Source organism: Carboxylicivirga fragile (assembly GCF_050589805.1).
Taxonomy (GTDB): domain Bacteria; phylum Bacteroidota; class Bacteroidia; order Bacteroidales; family Marinilabiliaceae; genus Carboxylicivirga; species Carboxylicivirga fragile.
The window spans coordinates 76,140-94,861 of sequence record NZ_JBNGOY010000009.1; the positions used below are offsets into that span (position 1 = coordinate 76,140).

An 18,722-nucleotide genomic window follows, 5' to 3' on the forward strand; every position below is an offset into this window, starting at 1 on the left:
TGTGTCTAAAATTTAATCATTCAAAGATGAAAAAAAAGCCAAATACTACACTTTTCAAACGAGAAAATAATTCAAATCGTATTTAAATAACAAACGATTGATCACTCTTTCCTGCATTACAAGTAATTAATTACAAACACCCCTAAGCTTAAAGCATAATTTTATTCGATGGTATTTGCAATCTTATTATATTTGTGCCTCAATCAATAATTATTGCACACAGCAATTAAGCACAGAATTAAAAATGAGCGAAGGCACTAGCCGATTTCTAGATAAAATCAATTCTCCTGATGATCTAAAGAAAGTTGCAGCAGAAGATTTGCCGCAGGTTTGTGATGAATTAAGAGATTTCATTATTGACGCCCTATCCTGCAATCCGGGACATTTTGGAGCCAGCTTAGGCGTAGTCGAATTATCGGTGGCACTTCACTATGTTTTTAATGCGCCCTATGACAAAATCATCTGGGACGTTGGACACCAAGCCTACGGACATAAAATATTAACTGGACGGCGCGATAATTTTCACACCAATCGTAAATACAAGGGCATAAGTGGCTTTCCTAATATTTTTGAAAGCGAATACGATGCTTTTGGCGTAGGCCATTCATCTACTTCCATATCTGCAGCTTTGGGAATGGCAGCAGCTGCCTCAATGGACGGTGAAGACGACAAGCAAGTTGTAGCTGTAATTGGAGATGGTGCCATGACAGCCGGAATGGCTTTTGAGGGTTTAAATAACATGTCGACTCTCAAATCTAATATGACAGTTATCTTGAATGATAACAATATGGCCATTGACCCTGCTGTTGGTGGTTTTAGTGAATATCTGGTTGACATTGCAACGTCGCACACCTACAATCGTTTCCGCCACGAAGCTTTTAAGGCTTTGGAAAAAATGAAACTGGCTGGGCCACGCTCAAAGGAAATGATTACCAAACTTAACAACTCATTAAAAAACCTGCTCACTAAGCAGACTAATATATTTGAAGGACTTAATATTCGTTATTTCGGCCCTGTTGACGGACACGACATACATCATTTGCGTCGTGTTCTGGACGATATTAAAAAAATACCAGGTCCAAAAGTATTACACGTAATTACCAAAAAAGGTAAAGGATTTAAGTTAGCCGAAGAAAACCAAACGGCGTGGCATGCTGTTGGTGACAAATTCAATAAAGAAACTGGTCAAAAACTTTCAACTAGTTCATCTACACCAAAGCCTCCTAAATTTCAGGATGTATTTGGACATACCATTGTTGAACTAGCTGAGAAAAATGAAAAAATAGTTGGGATTACGCCAGCCATGCCATCAGGATGCAGTTTAAACATTATGATGGAGAAAATACCAGACAGAGCATTTGATGTGGGAATAGCTGAGCAACACGCTGTTACTTTTTCCGCTGGCATGGCCATTGCTGGCTATACGCCTTTTTGTAACATCTACTCCTCATTTATGCAACGTTCATTCGATCAAGTCATTCACGATGTAGCTTTGCAGAATCTGAATGTTGTGTTTTGTTTGGATAGAGGCGGTTTAGTGGGCGCTGATGGGGCAACTCATCATGGGGCATATGACCTTTCATTTTTCCGAGGCATTCCCAATCTGATTATTTCATCGCCTATGGATGAAATGGAGTTGCGTAACTTAATGTACACAGCGCAATTACCTAACAAAGGCCCATTTTCAATACGCTATCCGCGCGGCAATGGATCAATCATCGACTGGCAACAGCCAATGGAAGAAATTGAAGTGGGAACTGGCAGATGTTTGAAGGAAGGGAATGATCTTGCCATAATTACGATTGGACCAATAGGTGTTAAAGCACAACAAGTAATTAGAAAGCTCGAAAAACAGGAATACTCGATAGCACATTACGACTTGCGTTTTGTAAAACCTCTGGACGAAAAGATGCTTCATGAAATTTTCGCACAACACAAAAAGGTGATAACCATCGAAGACGGCACCATTGTAGGAGGCATGGGAAGTGCTGTAATAGAGTTTATGGTTGATAATGGCTACCAGGCAAAAGTGAAGCGCCTAGGCATTCCTGACAAATACATCGAACATGGTACGCAAACCGAATTATTTGGACTGTGTGGCTACGACAAAGAAGGTATTGAGAATAGCATTGTTGAGATGCTTGGGTAGAGAACTCCACTAATTACAAACATGCCAAAATTTTCAACCCTGATTGACAACCATGAACTGAAGCTTTAAGCATAGCTCCATCAGGTGCATACTTGTAAGTTCACCTTACCATTCTCAACATCTTTAAATTTAAGATTGGCTAAGCACTATTTATTAGTGGGAATTTGTGATTATTCGTGGGGGATTTTTGTATATCCAATTACTTTCCCCATCAATCTGCACGAATAAACACGAATTGCTTAATAGTTGTTTTTTAATAAAAACATTAACAGCAAACCTAACATTCCCTCTTCAAGCTAACCCAAGCTTAACAAACTAAGTGCTTTTTAACACCATGGAAAGCTTTTTAACACAACTTTTCCCAGGCTAATTTCAGCCACAAAAAAGTCAACCCCTATATTTATCCGAAAGAAACACTCAAAATCGGATTTTCAAAATCACACCCCTAAAAAACCAAGGTCGAAAACACAAAAAACTAACTTTTAACTAATCCAACCCCCATTTTTTAGCTACTAAAATTTATTTTAACAATATTTTAACAAAATGCCCCCTATTTTTTAATGCGTAATTAAAATAAAGTGTCTATGTTTGCATCGTACCCCACACAAAAGAGGGGGTCGCAAATTAATTATACATTTTAAATAAAATTTACGATGAAAAAAGTAAACGTATTGAAAGGGTTTCTAGCTATCGCAGCGATAGCATTTTGTTCCGCTAGTTTAAGCGCAAAAGGTACAGTTTCAATTAACTCTTACCTTAAAACAAACTATGCAGTGGTATCAGCCCACAACTCTGAATTGAGTAACTTTAGAGTTAAAGTAATTGACGAAGAAGGAACTGAGCTATACTCAAGTCCAAACATCAAGAACACTTCAGCTTTCCAGAAGTTATTTGATCTTAACAGTTTCAAAAATGGAAACTATAGTGTAGTGATTGTTTCAAAAGGCTCAAAAGCCACTGAAACGTTTAGAGTTGAAAATAGCACTTTAGTGTTGACGGAAGAATCTTTAAAGCCCTCTATTGAAAAAGAAGAGACTGAGTCAGCAAGATTAAGCCCTTTCTTCAGAAAAGAAGGTGATAACATTTACCTAAGTCACTTGAATTTTGACAATAGCTTATTTTCAATTAGCATTGACGACATGAGAGGAAATGAAATCTTCAACTCAAGCTTACCACGCGAATCAAGCTATTCAGGAATTTTTGACATTAGCAGATTACCAGTAGGAGAGTATTCAGTATTAATTAAATCAGGAAAAGAATTGTACAGATATGAATTCAACAAGTAGTGAAGATAGTGACCAAGGTGAGCAACAGCAAACCTTAAAAGAACGAATAAGCGGCGTTTCAAAGATTTGAAACACCGCTTTTTTTGTTATAATATCTAATCGGAGCAACTATATCGATTACAGCATTCGACATTGCTTACAAAAGAAATACTTCTACATACCTCGGCGAGCTCGGTATTCAGACCACACTTTCTCTAGATAAAACTCTATTAATTTTACAAACTCCAATATGTTAGGTCTTTAATTTTATCGCGATATATTCCTTTAATATCAATGAAAACACCATTATCTACCAATATTGATTTAAAGTATGCTTCATCCAAATTGACATAGTCAGAATGATTAACGGCAACAATCACTGCATTATACTTCTCGGTAATTTTGTCAATTAATCCAAACCCATATTCATGCATTAATTCCTCCGACGAGGCATGCGGATCAACAACATCCACATCGATACTAAAAGATTTTAGCTCATTAATAACATCGGTTACCTTTGAATTTCGAATATCACTCACATTCTCTTTGAAAGTAGCACCCATCACTAGCACCTTGGCGCCATTAATCTTGTTACCATCCGAAATCATTTTCTTAACTACTGTTTTGGCAACATGGCTACCCATTGAGTCATTAATGAATCTTCCGCCAGTAATTATCTTTGAATGATACCCTAACTCATTGGCCTTATAAGTCAAGTAATAAGGATCGACCCCGATACAGTGACCGCCAACTAAGCCGGGGAAGAACTTCAAGAAATTCCACTTGGTACCAGCTGCCTCCAATACTTCAAAGGTATTGATATTCATGCGATCGAATATCAATGACAATTCGTTCATCAAAGCAATGTTTACATCGCGTTGGGTATTCTCAATGATCTTAGCAGCTTCAGCCACTTTTATTGTACTTGCTTTGTAAATACCTGCTGTAATAATACTTGCATATACCTCCTCAATAACTTTGGCCGATTCCTCATCGCTACCAGATACAATCTTTAATATCTTAGTAAGTGTATGTTCCTTATCTCCTGGGTTTATACGCTCTGGACTATAACCAATTTTAAAATCTTCGTTGAATTTCAATCCCGATTCAGCTTCAAGAATCGGCACACAATCCTCCTCAGTACATCCTGGATACACGGTTGATTCGAAAACCACATAATCACCTTTTTTAAGAATTTTACCAACAGCACGCGTTGCTCCCAAAAGCGGTGTTAAGTCTGGTAAATTATGCATATTGATTGGCGTAGGCACCGCCACAACATGAAAATCAGCTTCTTTTAAATCTTCCGGATTACTGGTATACTTGATATCACAACCCTCAAAAGCCGAACTTTCCAACTCAGCACTTGGATCGATGCCATTACGCATCATTTCAACACGATCTTCCTTAATATCAAATCCAATAACGGACATTTTACGCGCAAATTCCAATGCAATTGGTAATCCAACATATCCCAGTCCAACGACTGATAACTTCTTCTTTTTTGATAATAATTCCTTAAGCATAGCTATTTATTATAGATTGTTAGGCTTGTATTATTTATGACTTATTTTCTTTCAATTTACTTACTGCATTATCTTTTAACTGGTAACGTTCTTTACTCTCAGGACAAAGGGCAATTCCTTCTTCATTAAACTCAAGCCGATGACCATATTCACTCATCCAGCCGATTTGTTTTGATGGATTTCCAACCACCAAAGCATAGGCTGGAACGTGCTTGGTCACCACTGCTCCAGCTCCAATAAAGGCAAATTCTCCAATATCGTGCCCACACACAACCGTTGAGTTGGCACCAATGGTTGCCCCTCTCTTCACCAAGGTTTTTTGATAGTCACCCCTACGATTAACCGCACTTCGTGGATTGATAACATTGGTAAAAACCATTGATGGCCCCAGGAACACATCGTCCTCACACTCAACACCCGTATAGATAGAAACGTTATTCTGTACTTTTACATTTTTGCCCAATTTCACATTGGGCGATATAACCACATTCTGGCCAAGATTACAGCCTTCACCAATTTGACAATTTTCCATCACATGCGAAAAATGCCAGATTTTAACACCTCTGGCTATCTGACAAGGCTGATCAATTACAGCCGTTTCATGTGCAAAATATTCTTTCTCGCTCATGGCTTAAAAAAATCTATAATTGATTGCGTAATATATTTTAATTGCCCTTCGTCCAACTCAGTATGCATGGGTAAAGATAATACCTCACGGCTCAGGTCTTCGGAAATTGGTAATGATTGATTATTTTCGCAGTAGGCCTCAAAAGCTTCTTGCTGGTGCAACGATACCGGATAATATACCATCGAAGGAATACCTTTCTCCTTCAGGAAAGCTTGCAAAGCATCGCGCTTACCATCTTTTACCTTTAAGGTATATTGATGAAAAGTATGACGAGAAGCTGCATCGCGAACAGGTATATCTAGCCCTTCCAGATCACCTAGTTTCTGATCGTAATAGTCGGCAGCTACTCTGCGTCGATTATTAAAGTCGTCAAGGTGTTTTAATTTCACATCCAAAACGGCGGCTTGCAAAGTATCCAAACGGGAATTAACGCCAATCACCTGGTGGTAATATTTTTTACGCGAACCATGATTCACTATCATCCGCATCATGGCAGCTAATTCATCATTGTTAGTAAAACAAGCACCGCCATCACCAAAACATCCCAGATTTTTAGATGGGAAAAATGATGTACAACCAATGTTACCAATTGTTCCCAATTTTAATTTTGTATCATTTAATGAATAATCGGAACCAATGGCTTGCGCAGTATCTTCAACAACAGCCAAATTGTGCTTATTCGCAATTTTCATAATAGCCGACATATCAGCTCCCTGCCCAAATAGATGAACCGGAATGATTGCTTTTGTCTTATCCGTAACCGCTTCTTCCACTTCATTGGGCAACAAAGTAAAAGTTGAAGGATCAACATCCACCAAAACAGGCTTCAACTTTAATAAAGCGATCACCTCAACAGTTGCAATAAAAGTAAATGTTGATGTTATCACTTCATCGCCCGGCTGTAAACCAAGTGCCATTAAAGCAATTTGTAAGGCATCTGTTCCATTGGCACAGGGAATAACATGCTTTACTCCAAGATAATTCTCCAAGTTACTCTGAAAAGACTTTACGGCAGGTCCATTTATAAACGCAGTTTGCTCCAATACTTCAGCCATTGATGCATCTATATCCTTTTGCAAACGTTTATATTGGCGATTCAAATCCACCATCTTTATTTGATCCATTGTCTTTCTTTAATTATTAAAACCCAAAATTCAGTCCAAATGAAACAATATTATCTCCAGCTAAGAAGAAAGGATTCGTATATTTTTCCATATCCGGCCCGCTTATTGAATTCTTCTGATATTCCACAAAGATATATCCATCGTGTATAATTTGGTACTTCGATGTAAAGGTAATATTAGTATTTTTCCAGCGAACTTCATTCATATAAGGTAAACCCTTACGAATTTCTTCCTGATCCTGATTAATCTCGGGATGATCATCCATTTCACCTTTATCAAATATCTCCTGATAATCTTTTCCTTTTTTAAGCGTAGAATAGCTTAACTGCAGGTCGAGCCCCCTGATGGGCTTGTAACGAACAGCCAAATACAACTCTTCAGAATTATCGAGCATGTAACTTCCCATACTAAACTGATTACTCTTAAAAGTAACCGTTGGTACAAAATGTTGATAAACCAAGGGGCGAATCCTTGTATACTCGGCAGTAAACGAGAAATCAGGAAGTAAATCTGTGACGCGGGCGCCGACTTTGACAGCAATATCGTTTGATTGCTTATCACTCTTGAACATATTCGTCAAGCTAACTTCATCGATAAACACACTGGTATATAAATGCAATTTATTTATCTGACGACTGCTAATATCAAAATACATTTGCGCATTATGTCCCACCCAATTATCCCAGGAGTTATAAGTGTGATCAGCCGACTTATAAAAAAGAAATGGCACCATATAAGTAGGATTAAAATCCGTATCGCCATAAATAATTGAATTTCCAAAGGAGATATTTAGCTTTGGACAGGGTTTGATGGTGAACATATTGGCGGCGATAAACTTATTGGCAAACACTTCACGCTCGCCATTAAAAACACCGTAGGTTCGCGTACTGTCAATCACTTCGCTTACCAGCCAGCCATGAATGTAGTTAAAGTCAAACCAACTAACAGGTGACATCTTGAACGAGATAAATCCAAACGAAGGCGTACGACCCGACATTATCACAGATTGATTATAGCCACTGCCCCACGAAAAATGATCTTTATGCAAGCCTAAACTACCCCAATTCCACGAAAGCGTAATGCCTCCGCGGGTTTCGGAATAATCCTTATCTGAATTATCCCCTTTATAAACAGCCCCTGGTCGTTTACTTATATATTGCGATCCACCTAGAAAATGTGATTCATGATTATCTCTTAAACTCCCATAGATACCAACATGCTTACCAATGGTTCCATGAAACTCGGCGCCACCCCATCGATGGTATTCGGTTTTCTCTCCATTATTGAAGAATTGCCCACCTAAAATAGGGTTAACAGTGATCTTAAATAATGAATCGCTATGATAAAATAAATCCCAGCGCTTATCAAAGTCTTTACCTACAATTAGTTCTTTATTGAAATCCTTAAGATAAAAATCTAATTCTTTCTGCTGACGTTTAGATAACCCAGCATCACCATTGGCAGCTTGAAGCCAAGTTGCAATTTGCTTTCGCGAATAGGGTTTTATGACTGAATTAACTTCGATCACACCCTTATTGGCAAGCTCATCAATAAAATCATAGAGCACCTCATTACTTATATGGTGAGGCACATTTTGCCCAACACCTTTATAAATAAATACGAACACTACTAAAACCGTAAGAACAAAGCTTTTAATGCTCATTAAAAATACTTTTCAATTTTACCGAGATCGAAAGTAATTAATTATCAGAAAGTCATCAAATCAAACAAGCTGACATTCAAGCAATATAGATACTGCTTATCAACAGAAAATACTTGATCGTCATGCGCAAGGTCAATCTTAACAATGCCCACACCTTGTTTACCAAAAAGATAAAAAAAAGGGATCGAGCCAAGCTGATCCCAATTCTTTATGATGTAATAAAATCGCTTACAAAGCGAACTTAGTTTTAATTTCATCAACAAAATCAAGCTTTTCCCAAGTAAAGAACTCAACTTCTTTACTCACCTTTTGGCCATTTTCAATAAACTCTACTGAATCGGTATAAGGCGTACGACCTACGTGACCATAAGCTGCAGTTGGTTCAAATATTGGATTCTTCAAGCCAAAGCGCTTCACAATTGCACTTGGACGTAAGTCAAAGATTGTCTCAACCGCTTCTGCAATCTGCGTATCACTCATGTCAACTTTTGCTGTTCCATAAGTATTAATGTATAAACCAACAGGCTTGGCAACACCAATGGCATAAGCTACTTGAACCAAAATCTCATCGGCAACACCTGCTGCAACCAGGTTTTTGGCAATGTGACGTGTGGCATAAGCAGCAGAACGATCCACCTTTGAGCTATCCTTTCCACTGAAAGCACCTCCACCATGAGCGCCTTTGCCACCGTAGGTATCTACAATGATTTTACGACCGGTTAAACCAGTATCGCCATGCGGCCCACCAATTACAAATTTACCGGTTGGATTAACATGTAATATATAGTCATCAAACAGATGTTGTTGTTCTTTTGGTAAAATGGCTTTCACACGAGGGATTAAAATCTCTTGCACATCGCTTTTGATTTTTGCCAGCATAGGTTCATCCTCATCAAACTCGTCGTGCTGGGTAGAAACCACAATCGTATGCACTTTTAGTGGCTTATTATCCTCTGAATACTCCACCGTAACTTGGCTCTTTGAGTCTGGGCGCAAATAAGTCATCACTTTTTCTTCACGACGAATAGCTGCCAACTCTTTCAATAGAACATGCGACAAATATAGAGGTAATGGCAAATAGTCTTCCGTATCCTTGCATGCATAACCAAACATCATTCCTTGGTCACCGGCTCCTTGATCTTCCTCCGATTCACGCTCAACACCACGATTAATATCTTCCGATTGCTCGTGCAAGGCAGAAATTACACCACAGGATCCTGAGTCAAACATATAAGCGGCATCGGTATAACCAATTCGTTCAATCACCTTACGTGCAATATTCTGCACTGGCACAAAACCTTTTGTTTTAACCTCACCACTCACAACAACCAAACCTGTTGTTACCAACGTTTCGCATGCCACTTTTGATTCTGCATCTTGTCGAAGTAATTCATCTAGTATTGCATCGGAAACTTGATCAGCTACTTTATCAGGGTGTCCTTCTGACACAGACTCTGATGTAAATAAATATCCCATATCGTTAAAATTATTACAGCAACATACATGTGCAAGCTGCCTTTTTACTATTAATATTGATATGTGAAAAGAGGGGATAAAACGGAATTTGCGTTTTAGCACTTTTTTTGAGTGGTTGCAATCAGCCAAATCTTTCCACTTTTCACTGATGCAAATTAAAGTATTTCTTTATTTTTGTGCAAATAATATTAAGAGTTTTATGTCTTATTAACTAATAAGATGATTGAATATCAACAACAAAGATCGTTTCAGGGAAAATGATGAAAAAAATATTTCAGATTATTTTATATTTTTTCGAGAAAATATTTGGAAGAATTTGAATTTGATATATCTTTGCATCCGCATTTGAGACAAGAACACATGTCCAAGAGCAATAAGGTCCCTTCGTCTAGTGGTTAGGACACAAGGTTTTCATCCTTGAAACAGGAGTTCGATTCTCCTAGGGACTACTAAAGTAAGAAATTTAACAATTTATTTGTAGTACGATGGCAAATCATCAATCAGCAAAAAAGAGAATTCGTCAGATAGAGAAGAGAAGAGTTCATAACAGATACTTCGCAAAAACTGCTCGTAACGCTGTGAAAGAACTAAGAGGAACGTCTGAGAAAGAAGCCGCACAGGAATTATTACCTAAGGTAGCTTCAATGCTTGACAAATTGGCTAAAAGAAACATTATTCATAAGAATAAAGCTTCTAACCTAAAGTCAAAGTTAGCTGGACACGTTAACAAGCTTTAATAAACAATATTAAGGTCCCTTCGTCTAGTGGTTAGGACACAAGGTTTTCATCCTTGAAACAGGAGTTCGATTCTCCTAGGGACTACTGAACCTTCTATACAAAGTATAGAAGGTTTTTTTGTGCCTTATACTTTACTTTTTGCTATATCGGCTCTATCTTATCTGGATAAATACTTTCAGATGGAAACATATCAACATCTAAGCATTAAAGATTGGGCTCTGGAAGATCGTCCAAGAGAGAAATTACTCAATAAAGGATTAGCTTCACTATCCGATGCAGAGCTATTAGCAATATTAATTGGTTCAGGCAGCGCCAAAGAAAGTGCCGTTGAGCTATCAAAGAAAATACTACTCGATTGCTCAAACAACCTGAATGAACTAGGTAAGAAATCGGTATCGGACTTAAAATCAAAATACCATGGCATAGGCGATGCTAAAGCAATAACTATAGTTGCTTCGCTTGAACTAGGCCGACGTAGAAAATTGCAAGACTCGCAAGAAAAAACAAAAATTACAAGCAGCCAGGATGTTTTTAATATTTTCAATCCCATCTTAGGCGATTTACCTCACGAAGAATTTTGGATACTTCTTCTTAATCGCTCAAATAAAATTCTGACTCGTTATAAAATTAGCCAAGGTGGAATTGCCGGAACTGTAATTGATGTGCGATTAATTCTTAAAACCGCCATCGACAACCTGGCCTCTTCAATCATTTTATGTCATAACCACCCTAGTGGCAACAAGGTGCCAAGCGACATGGATAAAACTATTACCACGAAACTTAAAGAAGCAGGAAAAATTATGGACATTCCGGTATTGGATCATATTATTGTTACCGAGGATAGCTACTATAGCTTTGCGGATGAAGGGGAGATTTAATGAGTATCAATTCAAAACTCTAATATACTCACCTGCAATTTTTTCAAAATTAAATTCGTTAGCTCGCTCTTGTAGTTTCGCTGAATCAATTGGCTTCTTTATTGCAAGCTCGATTAACTGAGCAAAGCTATCTGAATCAACAAATGATTCCGATAAATAACCCAAATCACCATTCTTCAGCACCTCTTTAGCTCCATTGTTTGGCGTTGAAACAACAGTCTTTCCCAACATTAAAGATTCTATAACAATACTTGGTAGCGCCTCAGAAAAAGATGTGGATAATACTAGTTTTGCATGCTTAATTAAATAATAACAATGCGACACATCTCCTAAAAAAATAAGACTATCAGCTATGTTATTTATTTTTCCATATTGCTCAAGCATGTCCCTTTCCCCTCCAGAACCAGCAATAACTAACTTGTAGTTTTCATTCTTTTTACAAAATGCATCAAACGCCCTTATTAATAAGCTAACATTCTTTACAGAAGAAAGCCGCCCTGCAAACAAGAAATATTTATCTGGCAGCACCTTCAATTTTATATTTGAGACTTGTGATTTTTCGGAAATCTCATCCACATCAAAAGGATTATAAATTCTCACTAGATTATTTAACCTACACCTTTCATTTAAATACTTTTTTAAGCCATCTGAAACCACCACCACCTTATGTGCCAATGGATAAAGAATACGCATTAAATTAAAATAAACAAATGGATAGAACGTCTTCCCTTTGATATCCTCATCGAAATAATTATGATGGGTGGCAATTACTCTAGTTGGCTTGCCTGCTAACAGATTCGCAAGGATCACAAACTTATTATGCACATCTGAACCTGTTATAACATAATCAGGCCTCTGAGCTTTCAGAACTTTCATTAATGGCATAAAAGAATTTCTCAAACGCTTATTCTTACCTAGAGAATAAACATTAATATTTCTTTCTAATTCGTTTAACAAAGCACCCTTTTTTCTACAAACAATAAAGTTAACATCATAGCCCCTCTTAACAAGCATACGAGACAAGTTGATAAACACCCTTTGTATTCCTCCAACCTCAAATTCTGGTATAAAAAAAGATACTGTCATATTTCTTTGCAACCTCCATAAATCATTTAGAATGCCTCATATTTAAGACAAATAAAATACCCATCAGAATTAAATAAACAACATTACTAATAAAATAAATCAATGTACTACCTGAAATACCAAAGCGTGGCATTATATAATTAGCAAGTCCTACAATAATGACACCCATGAATACTTCACTAAAAACATAGGCTTTTACTTTTTCCTGCATCATTAAAACAACGGCAAAAAACCAAGCAGCTATTTTAAATACATCACCTATACATTGATAAATAAAAAGCGACTCCATCTCAAAAAACTGTTCTGAAAACAATATTCTAATAATAAAAATCCTAAATACATAAATCAAAGTACTCGCTATAGCTACACAGGGAATTACAATTTTATAACTATTGAAAATTTCTCGAACCAACTCCTTAAACGACAATTTTTCTGAAAACTTTGGCAATAAATAAAGTGATAATGTAGCTACTACAATAGAAGTATAATTTCCAGAAACCCGCCTTACTCCATCCCATAAACCTGCTTCTTCCAAAGAACTATAGCTTATAATAACATTCCGGACAATAATTTGAACCGTTGGGGCAACAATCAATGCAACAACCATCATCGTTGAAAAACCGATAAATTTTTTACTTACAAACCTAGAGAATCGTGGCTTTATTAAAGATAAATCTAAAACAAAAAAACTAAATACTCCAGTAAAGACAAAACCAATAAGGGTAGACCATAAAGCACCATCGATACCATAAAAATAGGCAGCTGGCACAATCAATAACAAAGATGAAAAAACAATAAATAGCTTGACCTTAAAAAAGGCAGAATACCTCTTCAAACCTTGCAATAGTGATAATGTTAATGTGGTGACAGCAGAAAAAAACAAGAAAAGTCCTGAATACTTAAACAGATAACTATATTGCTTACTGTGCAGCAATAAATTACTAAAGTACTCTGAACAAAACAGCAGAATTGTTCCAAACAACACAGAGGCAACAAATGTAATTTGAAGTGATGTTGCAATTAGCAAATTTAATCTCACTCCTGAATTATTCTGAGTTGCCAATTTGGTAATTCCATTACTTATTCCCGCTCCACTAATGTTTCCTCCAAGCTGAACAAAACTACTAAACTGACTCATTAATGTCATTCCAGCGGGACCAAGCCAAACAGATATGATTTTAATCTTAATCAGACCAGCAAGCATTTGAACAATAAGCTGAACAGCATTTTTACTCGAAACGCGCAACAAGTCATTGCCATTAATCTTATTGAGAATATTTCTTACCCCTTCTTTCAAACTCTTTATTTATCACTCATTTTTTTCCAGAAATCTAAATATTGCTGGGCAACTTTAACCGAATCATGGTGCTTAACAACAAATTCACGACTTTTTAAAGAACGCTCTTTTAAACTACTTTTTTGGTCAATCAATTGTTCAAATGTTCGAAACATCTCGGCATCTGAAGTATTTAAATCCACAAGTGGTTTATTGTTCTTTTCTCCTAAAGAATCGTATAATTCGGCATCGGCACAGCCCCCAACAATAAGTCCTTTCGATAAGCCAATTAATCCATTCATTCCTATCCCACTTGCATAAAGTTGATCACATAAAACATGTGAATTATTTAGAAGCTTGATGTATTCATTATAAGGAACAGAATTTACAATAGTCAGATCAACCTCCTTAGGATGCTTCTTCTTTAAACCCAATAACACATTGTGAATCCTATCGATCCCCTTTAACTTAACGCGATCTTTCATTAAGCCAATAAAGAAATTGACTCTTTTAACATCTGGCTCAATAGTAGCCACATATGGGTGATCAATTGTATTAACAGGCAATGGAATATAACAAGTTTTATCAGGAAAATAATACTTGTAAGCTGTAAAGTAGCCATTTGACACTGCTATAATTCCATCACAATAGTTGGCAATTTTACGATCTAATTTTTTAACTGTTTTATTATTAACTAATGTCTTCAGTTCACTGACAAATGGATCACTTTTAGTATTTTCAAAATAAAAAACTGAATGTTTTAGTTTTCCCGTCAAGGCATAACTTACGTAATGATAATCCATCCCACACGCACATAAAAAGAACTTGTCATTACCTCTTTTTAATAAATCAAAATATTTACTTGAAACGATTGGAGTGGACATCAAAAAATTAGGCGCAATTAACTGTACCACATCATACCCCCAAAGCTTAGGCAATTTTTTTAAAAGCTTAATTGGGAAAGTGACTCTTTTTAAACGTTCCGGTTGCCTGAGGTCAACATCCCTAGGAATATTCTTCCAATAATCTCCAGTTGATGCTAGCGTAACATCAACACCCAAAACCCTTAAGCCATGAGCCAAACTTAAATGAAAACTACTAAACTCCCCTAATAACAATACCTTCATCAGATAAATTATATATTATTGCAAACGCAATAAAACAAGATTTATTAGGTTTTTAAGTTAACTATTTCAATTATATTTTTATAAAAATGGTCGATCAAATAAAAGAAGAAACAAGCAAAAAGAAAATAATTATACTACCAGCCATATTCGATCATATAGAAATAGTGCAGGTAGCTCAGAATATGGGATACGAAGTAATCACTTGTGATAATCTTCCAAGTAATCCTGCTCATAGCTTTGGGAATATTGCTAAAAACGTAAGTTTATTAGACTTTGATAGTCTTTGCTCTTTAGCGAAAGAGTATAATATCGATGCAGTGGCTGCATTTAGCACTGATATTGGTGCCATATCAGCTGCCCATATCGCTAAGGAATCAAAACTTATAAACAACCCCTTGGAGGTTGTGCAAACCATGGCTAACAAAGGTTTGTTTAGAACATTCTTACTTCAAAATAATTTTAAAACACCACCTTTTCAGGTAATCAATTCATTAAATGAGCTAGAACTCAAAGAACTTACCTTTCCTGCAATTATAAAACCAATCGACAGAGCTGGTAGCAAGGGCGTTTGCAAAGTTTCTAATTATACCGAGTTAGAAGACCAGTTCGAAATCACCAAAAGTTTCTCATTTGACAAAAAAGTGATTGTTGAAGAATATATTGAATCCGGCCTTCATCATATTCATGGTGATGGCATCGTTCAAAATGGCAAACTAATCTTTCTTTGTCTAGGTGATCAATTTTTTGGGTCAGGAGAATCAAAATATGCCCCTATAGCAACATCCTTTCCTTCTACGGCACCCACTGGAATTTTAAATAAAATACATCAAGAATTACAAAGATTTATAAGTACAGTTGGCTACGAAAATGGAGGGATAAACACTGAAATAAGAATAAAAGGTAATAATGATGTTTATTTTATTGAGATTGCTCCAAGATTTGGAGGCAACTACATTGCAAAAACAATAGGACTTGCATGCAATCTAAACATAATTAGATATGCATTTCTCATTGCAATTGGTGAAAAAATTAACATTCCAAAATACACAGTTAACGACTGTATTTTTCAGTTCTCACTTCGAGCAGAAAATGATGGCATATTTAAAACCATAAAAATAAAGAATCAAGATAAATTTAAAGTTCTTGATTCATATACATTAAAAGAAAATGGAGACTTAATTAAGCTGGGCAAAGGCCCTGAAAATATAATTTCTGTTTTTATATTAGAGGCCACGAATAAGAAGATTAAAAAAGACATTATCCACAATACACTTAAATACTTCGAGATATATACTGAAAAATAATTATTCACTTAAAACGGTATCGTTCAATAGTTCTGTCAGTTTTTTAGCCCCTTTCTCGTTTAAATGAATTGCATCAAAAAAATCTGAATCTTTGAATCTTTCATCGTTCCTAAAATCGTAATATTTAACTTCTGTTTCTAATACTAAAGTGTTTATAGCATTATTAAAGAGTTGGAGTTGAGTATCGTTTAGGCGATCATTGTAGTGCTTGTGTGTAGGTGCTGAAATCAAAACTAATTGCGTATTATTATTTTGACAAATCCTATGCATTCGCTTTATTACTTCCATATTTTGATTTAGCAAAGTATAATCGTTTATCGTATGCCTTTTACTTGCACTAATACCAGTTTCTAATAATGGATACCCATCTGTCGACTTGAAGTCGATGCCCCACCCTAAATCCGATGTTGTTATTAAAGGTTTACCAATTACAAAATAGAATAAACGTTTCATATTAACGAACAAGTTATTTCCAAACACCTCACTATTAGTACCTATCCGATTAGATTTATTAAGATGGTGGTATAAGTTATAATTTTTTACACGCCAATTCTCTTTACCTGATTCAAGATCAACAAAAAGAGAAATGTAAGATATTGGAACAATTAGGGTCTTTAATGAACCTAAACTTGTGCTATACTTCTCTAATATGGCTAAATCAAAATTTAGAGTCTGCGATACATAGGCTGCATTATACGCATGTGCATCAATATAATTGGGATCAACACCATAATAGGTTTGAGATGTTCCCAATATCAACACTTCAATTTCACTGCAATGCGCCTCAAGATATTCCTTTTTTACTTTATAGTCATTTGGAAGCATTCGCATTGTTATTTCTAACAAAATAGCCGCAACAAAAACAATTAATAAAAATCTTATACAATCTTTTAAAAATACCTTCATCTTAAAATTGAAAATAAATAAATTGTTGTTCCGACTTCCAAAATATCAGAATCATTATAACTAGAAAATAATACCACATCCAGCGCCTCCAACGTGACCAGCTAAAGCCTATCTTTTCAATGGCATATTTTTGATGACGCCCAAACCATTCCACAACAATAAAAAACAAAACTAATATGAAAATTATCAAGGCCTTCTTTTCTTCTTCAAATGAAGGCAATTGGAATAAAGAGGCAGAAAACAATTTCTTAATTACACCCCATGCTTGTGTAATATCAATTGATCTAAAAAATACATAACCGATCCCTGCCAAAACAAAGGTGCCCCCCATCAACCAAAGCTCCTTTATTGAAGGATAAATTCGATCCTTGGCAACAACATCAAGGAAAACTCTATTCTTCTTTAATAATATTAGCGGTAAAAAATACATTGCATTAATCAATCCCCAAATTACAAAAGTCCAATTTGCCCCATGCCATAATCCACTTAAAAGAAATACTATAAAAATATTACGCAACTGCTTTATCAAACGCACCCTACTTCCTCCCAGAGGAATGTATAAATACGCCTTTAACCAAGAAGAAAGTGAAATATGCCATCGCCTATAAAACTCCGACATATCCCTTGAAAAATAAGGGAAAGCAAAATTCTGCTTGAGGTTAAATCCAAATAATCGCGATACTCCAATAGCAATATCCGAATACCCTGAAAAATCGCCATATAACTGAAAATTAAAGAAAATAACTGCTAAAAACATGGTGCTTCCATTCAGCTCGGCGTAATTATTATAGAATTGATCTACAAAAACCCCACAACTATCAGCAATTACAATTTTCTTAAACAAGCCCCACAGTATTTGACGTAAACCATCCACTGAATTAGCACGATCAAAAATCCTTTGTTTTTTAAACTGAGGCAAAAGATTACTTGCTCGTTCAATAGGCCCTGCTACCAATTGCGGAAAAAAACAAACAAAGGCTGCGAAAGCCGTAAAATCCTTTGTTGCTGGCACCTTATCTCTATATACATCTATTGAATAACTTAAGGTTTGGAATGTATAAAAGCTTATCCCAATTGGTAAAATAATATTTAATAATCCTAATTCAAGATGTACACCAAACACAGTAAAAGCCTCAGTGAAGCTTTCCAAAAAGAAATTATAATACTTAAAAAATCCTAGTAAGCCCAGGTTAACAAGCAAACTAAGTAGCAGGTACATTTTACGATACCCCTTCCTTTTACTCTTTGCCATTTGCAAAGAGAGAACATAATCTACAACTGTACTGAAAACAATTAATCCTAAGAATCGCCAATCCCAGCTACCATAAAAGAAATAGCTTGCAGCTATAATAAACACGTTTTGATTCCGGATATTCTTATTGAAAACAAACCAATACAAAAAGAAGACAATTGGAAGAAAAATTGCAAAATCGATGGAATTAAATGGCATCTACTCTTTTTTGATATTAGTAAAGACAAAGATTAATAAAATCACCTCAATTCACAAAAAGAGATGCAATTGACCAAACACAACATCTTATCAAATATTGTATTCCATCTTAATTATTTTCACCTT

15 protein-coding genes and 2 tRNA genes are annotated in these 18,722 nt (G+C 35.9%); 7 read left to right on the plus strand and 10 right to left on the minus strand.

Going from position 1 to position 18,722, the window contains the following annotated elements; translation table 11 throughout:
• The first annotated feature begins 244 nt into the window (after window positions 1–244).
• Complete coding sequence (gene dxs / locus ACRD7B_RS05395; RefSeq protein ID WP_430823456.1) at window positions 245–2,149, plus strand: 1-deoxy-D-xylulose-5-phosphate synthase; 1,905 nt, start codon at window positions 245–247, stop codon at window positions 2,147–2,149.
• 653 nt (window positions 2,150–2,802) lie between these two features.
• Window positions 2,803–3,435, plus strand: a complete 633-nt coding sequence (locus ACRD7B_RS05400) for a T9SS type A sorting domain-containing protein (protein ID WP_430823457.1) — start codon at window positions 2,803–2,805, stop codon at window positions 3,433–3,435.
• Window positions 3,436–3,650: 215 nt separating this feature from the next.
• Here ACRD7B_RS05400 and ACRD7B_RS05405 read toward each other — a convergent pair whose 3' ends face one another.
• From ACRD7B_RS05405 to metK, 5 genes are all read right to left on the minus strand, one after another.
• Window positions 3,651–4,940: a nucleotide sugar dehydrogenase gene (locus ACRD7B_RS05405; RefSeq protein WP_430823458.1), complete on the minus strand. Its 1,290-nt coding sequence runs from the start codon at window positions 4,938–4,940 to the stop codon at window positions 3,651–3,653.
• Window positions 4,941–4,974: 34 nt separating this feature from the next.
• Window positions 4,975–5,568 carry an acyltransferase gene (locus ACRD7B_RS05410; RefSeq protein WP_430823459.1) on the minus strand — a complete coding sequence of 198 codons (594 nt, stop codon included), beginning with the start codon at window positions 5,566–5,568 and terminating at the stop codon, window positions 4,975–4,977.
• Window positions 5,565–6,692: a DegT/DnrJ/EryC1/StrS family aminotransferase gene (locus ACRD7B_RS05415; RefSeq protein WP_430823460.1), complete on the minus strand. Its 1,128-nt coding sequence runs from the start codon at window positions 6,690–6,692 to the stop codon at window positions 5,565–5,567. The genes ACRD7B_RS05410 and ACRD7B_RS05415 overlap by 4 nt, the downstream gene beginning before the upstream one ends.
• Window positions 6,693–6,708: 16 nt before the next feature.
• Entirely contained in the window at window positions 6,709–8,355 is a 1,647-nt protein-coding gene (locus ACRD7B_RS05420; RefSeq protein WP_430823461.1) for a capsule assembly Wzi family protein, read from the minus strand.
• Window positions 8,356–8,583: 228 nt separating this feature from the next.
• The gene (metK, locus tag ACRD7B_RS05425) at window positions 8,584–9,831 is read right to left on the minus strand and encodes a methionine adenosyltransferase (protein WP_430823462.1); all 1,248 of its coding nucleotides are present in this window, start codon (window positions 9,829–9,831) and stop codon (window positions 8,584–8,586) included.
• A 377-nt stretch (window positions 9,832–10,208) separates the two neighbouring features.
• Here metK and ACRD7B_RS05430 point away from each other — a divergent pair.
• The 4 genes from ACRD7B_RS05430 (at window position 10,209) to radC (ending at window position 11,447) form a co-directional block, all read left to right on the plus strand.
• Window positions 10,209–10,280, plus strand: a tRNA-Glu gene (locus tag ACRD7B_RS05430).
• 36 nt (window positions 10,281–10,316) lie between these two features.
• On the plus strand, window positions 10,317–10,568 hold the full coding sequence (gene rpsT, locus ACRD7B_RS05435; protein ID WP_430823463.1) for a 30S ribosomal protein S20: 252 nt from the start codon (window positions 10,317–10,319) through the stop codon (window positions 10,566–10,568).
• A gap of 13 nt (window positions 10,569–10,581) precedes the next feature.
• Window positions 10,582–10,653: transfer RNA gene (locus ACRD7B_RS05440), tRNA-Glu, on the plus strand.
• A gap of 95 nt (window positions 10,654–10,748) precedes the next feature.
• Complete coding sequence (gene radC / locus ACRD7B_RS05445) at window positions 10,749–11,447, plus strand: RadC family protein (RefSeq protein ID WP_430823464.1); 699 nt, start codon at window positions 10,749–10,751, stop codon at window positions 11,445–11,447.
• 6 nt (window positions 11,448–11,453) lie between these two features.
• Here the strand turns inward: radC and ACRD7B_RS05450 are convergent, their stop codons facing one another.
• From ACRD7B_RS05450 to ACRD7B_RS05460, 3 genes are all read right to left on the minus strand, one after another.
• On the minus strand, window positions 11,454–12,533 hold the full coding sequence (locus ACRD7B_RS05450) for a glycosyltransferase (protein WP_430823465.1): 1,080 nt from the start codon (window positions 12,531–12,533) through the stop codon (window positions 11,454–11,456).
• A 22-nt stretch (window positions 12,534–12,555) separates the two neighbouring features.
• A complete protein-coding gene (locus ACRD7B_RS05455) occupies window positions 12,556–13,671 on the minus strand; it encodes an O-antigen translocase (protein ID WP_430823466.1) in 1,116 nt (371 codons plus the stop codon).
• A 164-nt stretch (window positions 13,672–13,835) separates the two neighbouring features.
• On the minus strand, window positions 13,836–14,936 hold the full coding sequence (locus ACRD7B_RS05460) for a glycosyltransferase family protein (RefSeq protein WP_430823467.1): 1,101 nt from the start codon (window positions 14,934–14,936) through the stop codon (window positions 13,836–13,838).
• An 86-nt stretch (window positions 14,937–15,022) separates the two neighbouring features.
• Between ACRD7B_RS05460 and ACRD7B_RS05465 the strand changes: the two genes are divergently transcribed.
• Window positions 15,023–16,240: an ATP-grasp domain-containing protein gene (locus ACRD7B_RS05465; RefSeq protein ID WP_430823468.1), complete on the plus strand. Its 1,218-nt coding sequence runs from the start codon at window positions 15,023–15,025 to the stop codon at window positions 16,238–16,240.
• Here ACRD7B_RS05465 and ACRD7B_RS05470 read toward each other — a convergent pair whose 3' ends face one another.
• Both ACRD7B_RS05470 and ACRD7B_RS05475 read right to left on the minus strand, forming a co-directional pair.
• Complete coding sequence (locus ACRD7B_RS05470) at window positions 16,241–17,146, minus strand: SGNH/GDSL hydrolase family protein (protein ID WP_430823469.1); 906 nt, start codon at window positions 17,144–17,146, stop codon at window positions 16,241–16,243.
• A gap of 1 nt (window position 17,147) precedes the next feature.
• Window positions 17,148–18,596, minus strand: coding sequence for an MBOAT family O-acyltransferase (locus ACRD7B_RS05475; RefSeq protein ID WP_430823470.1), 1,449 nt, complete (start codon window positions 18,594–18,596; stop codon window positions 17,148–17,150).
• Window positions 18,597–18,722 lie beyond the last annotated feature (126 nt).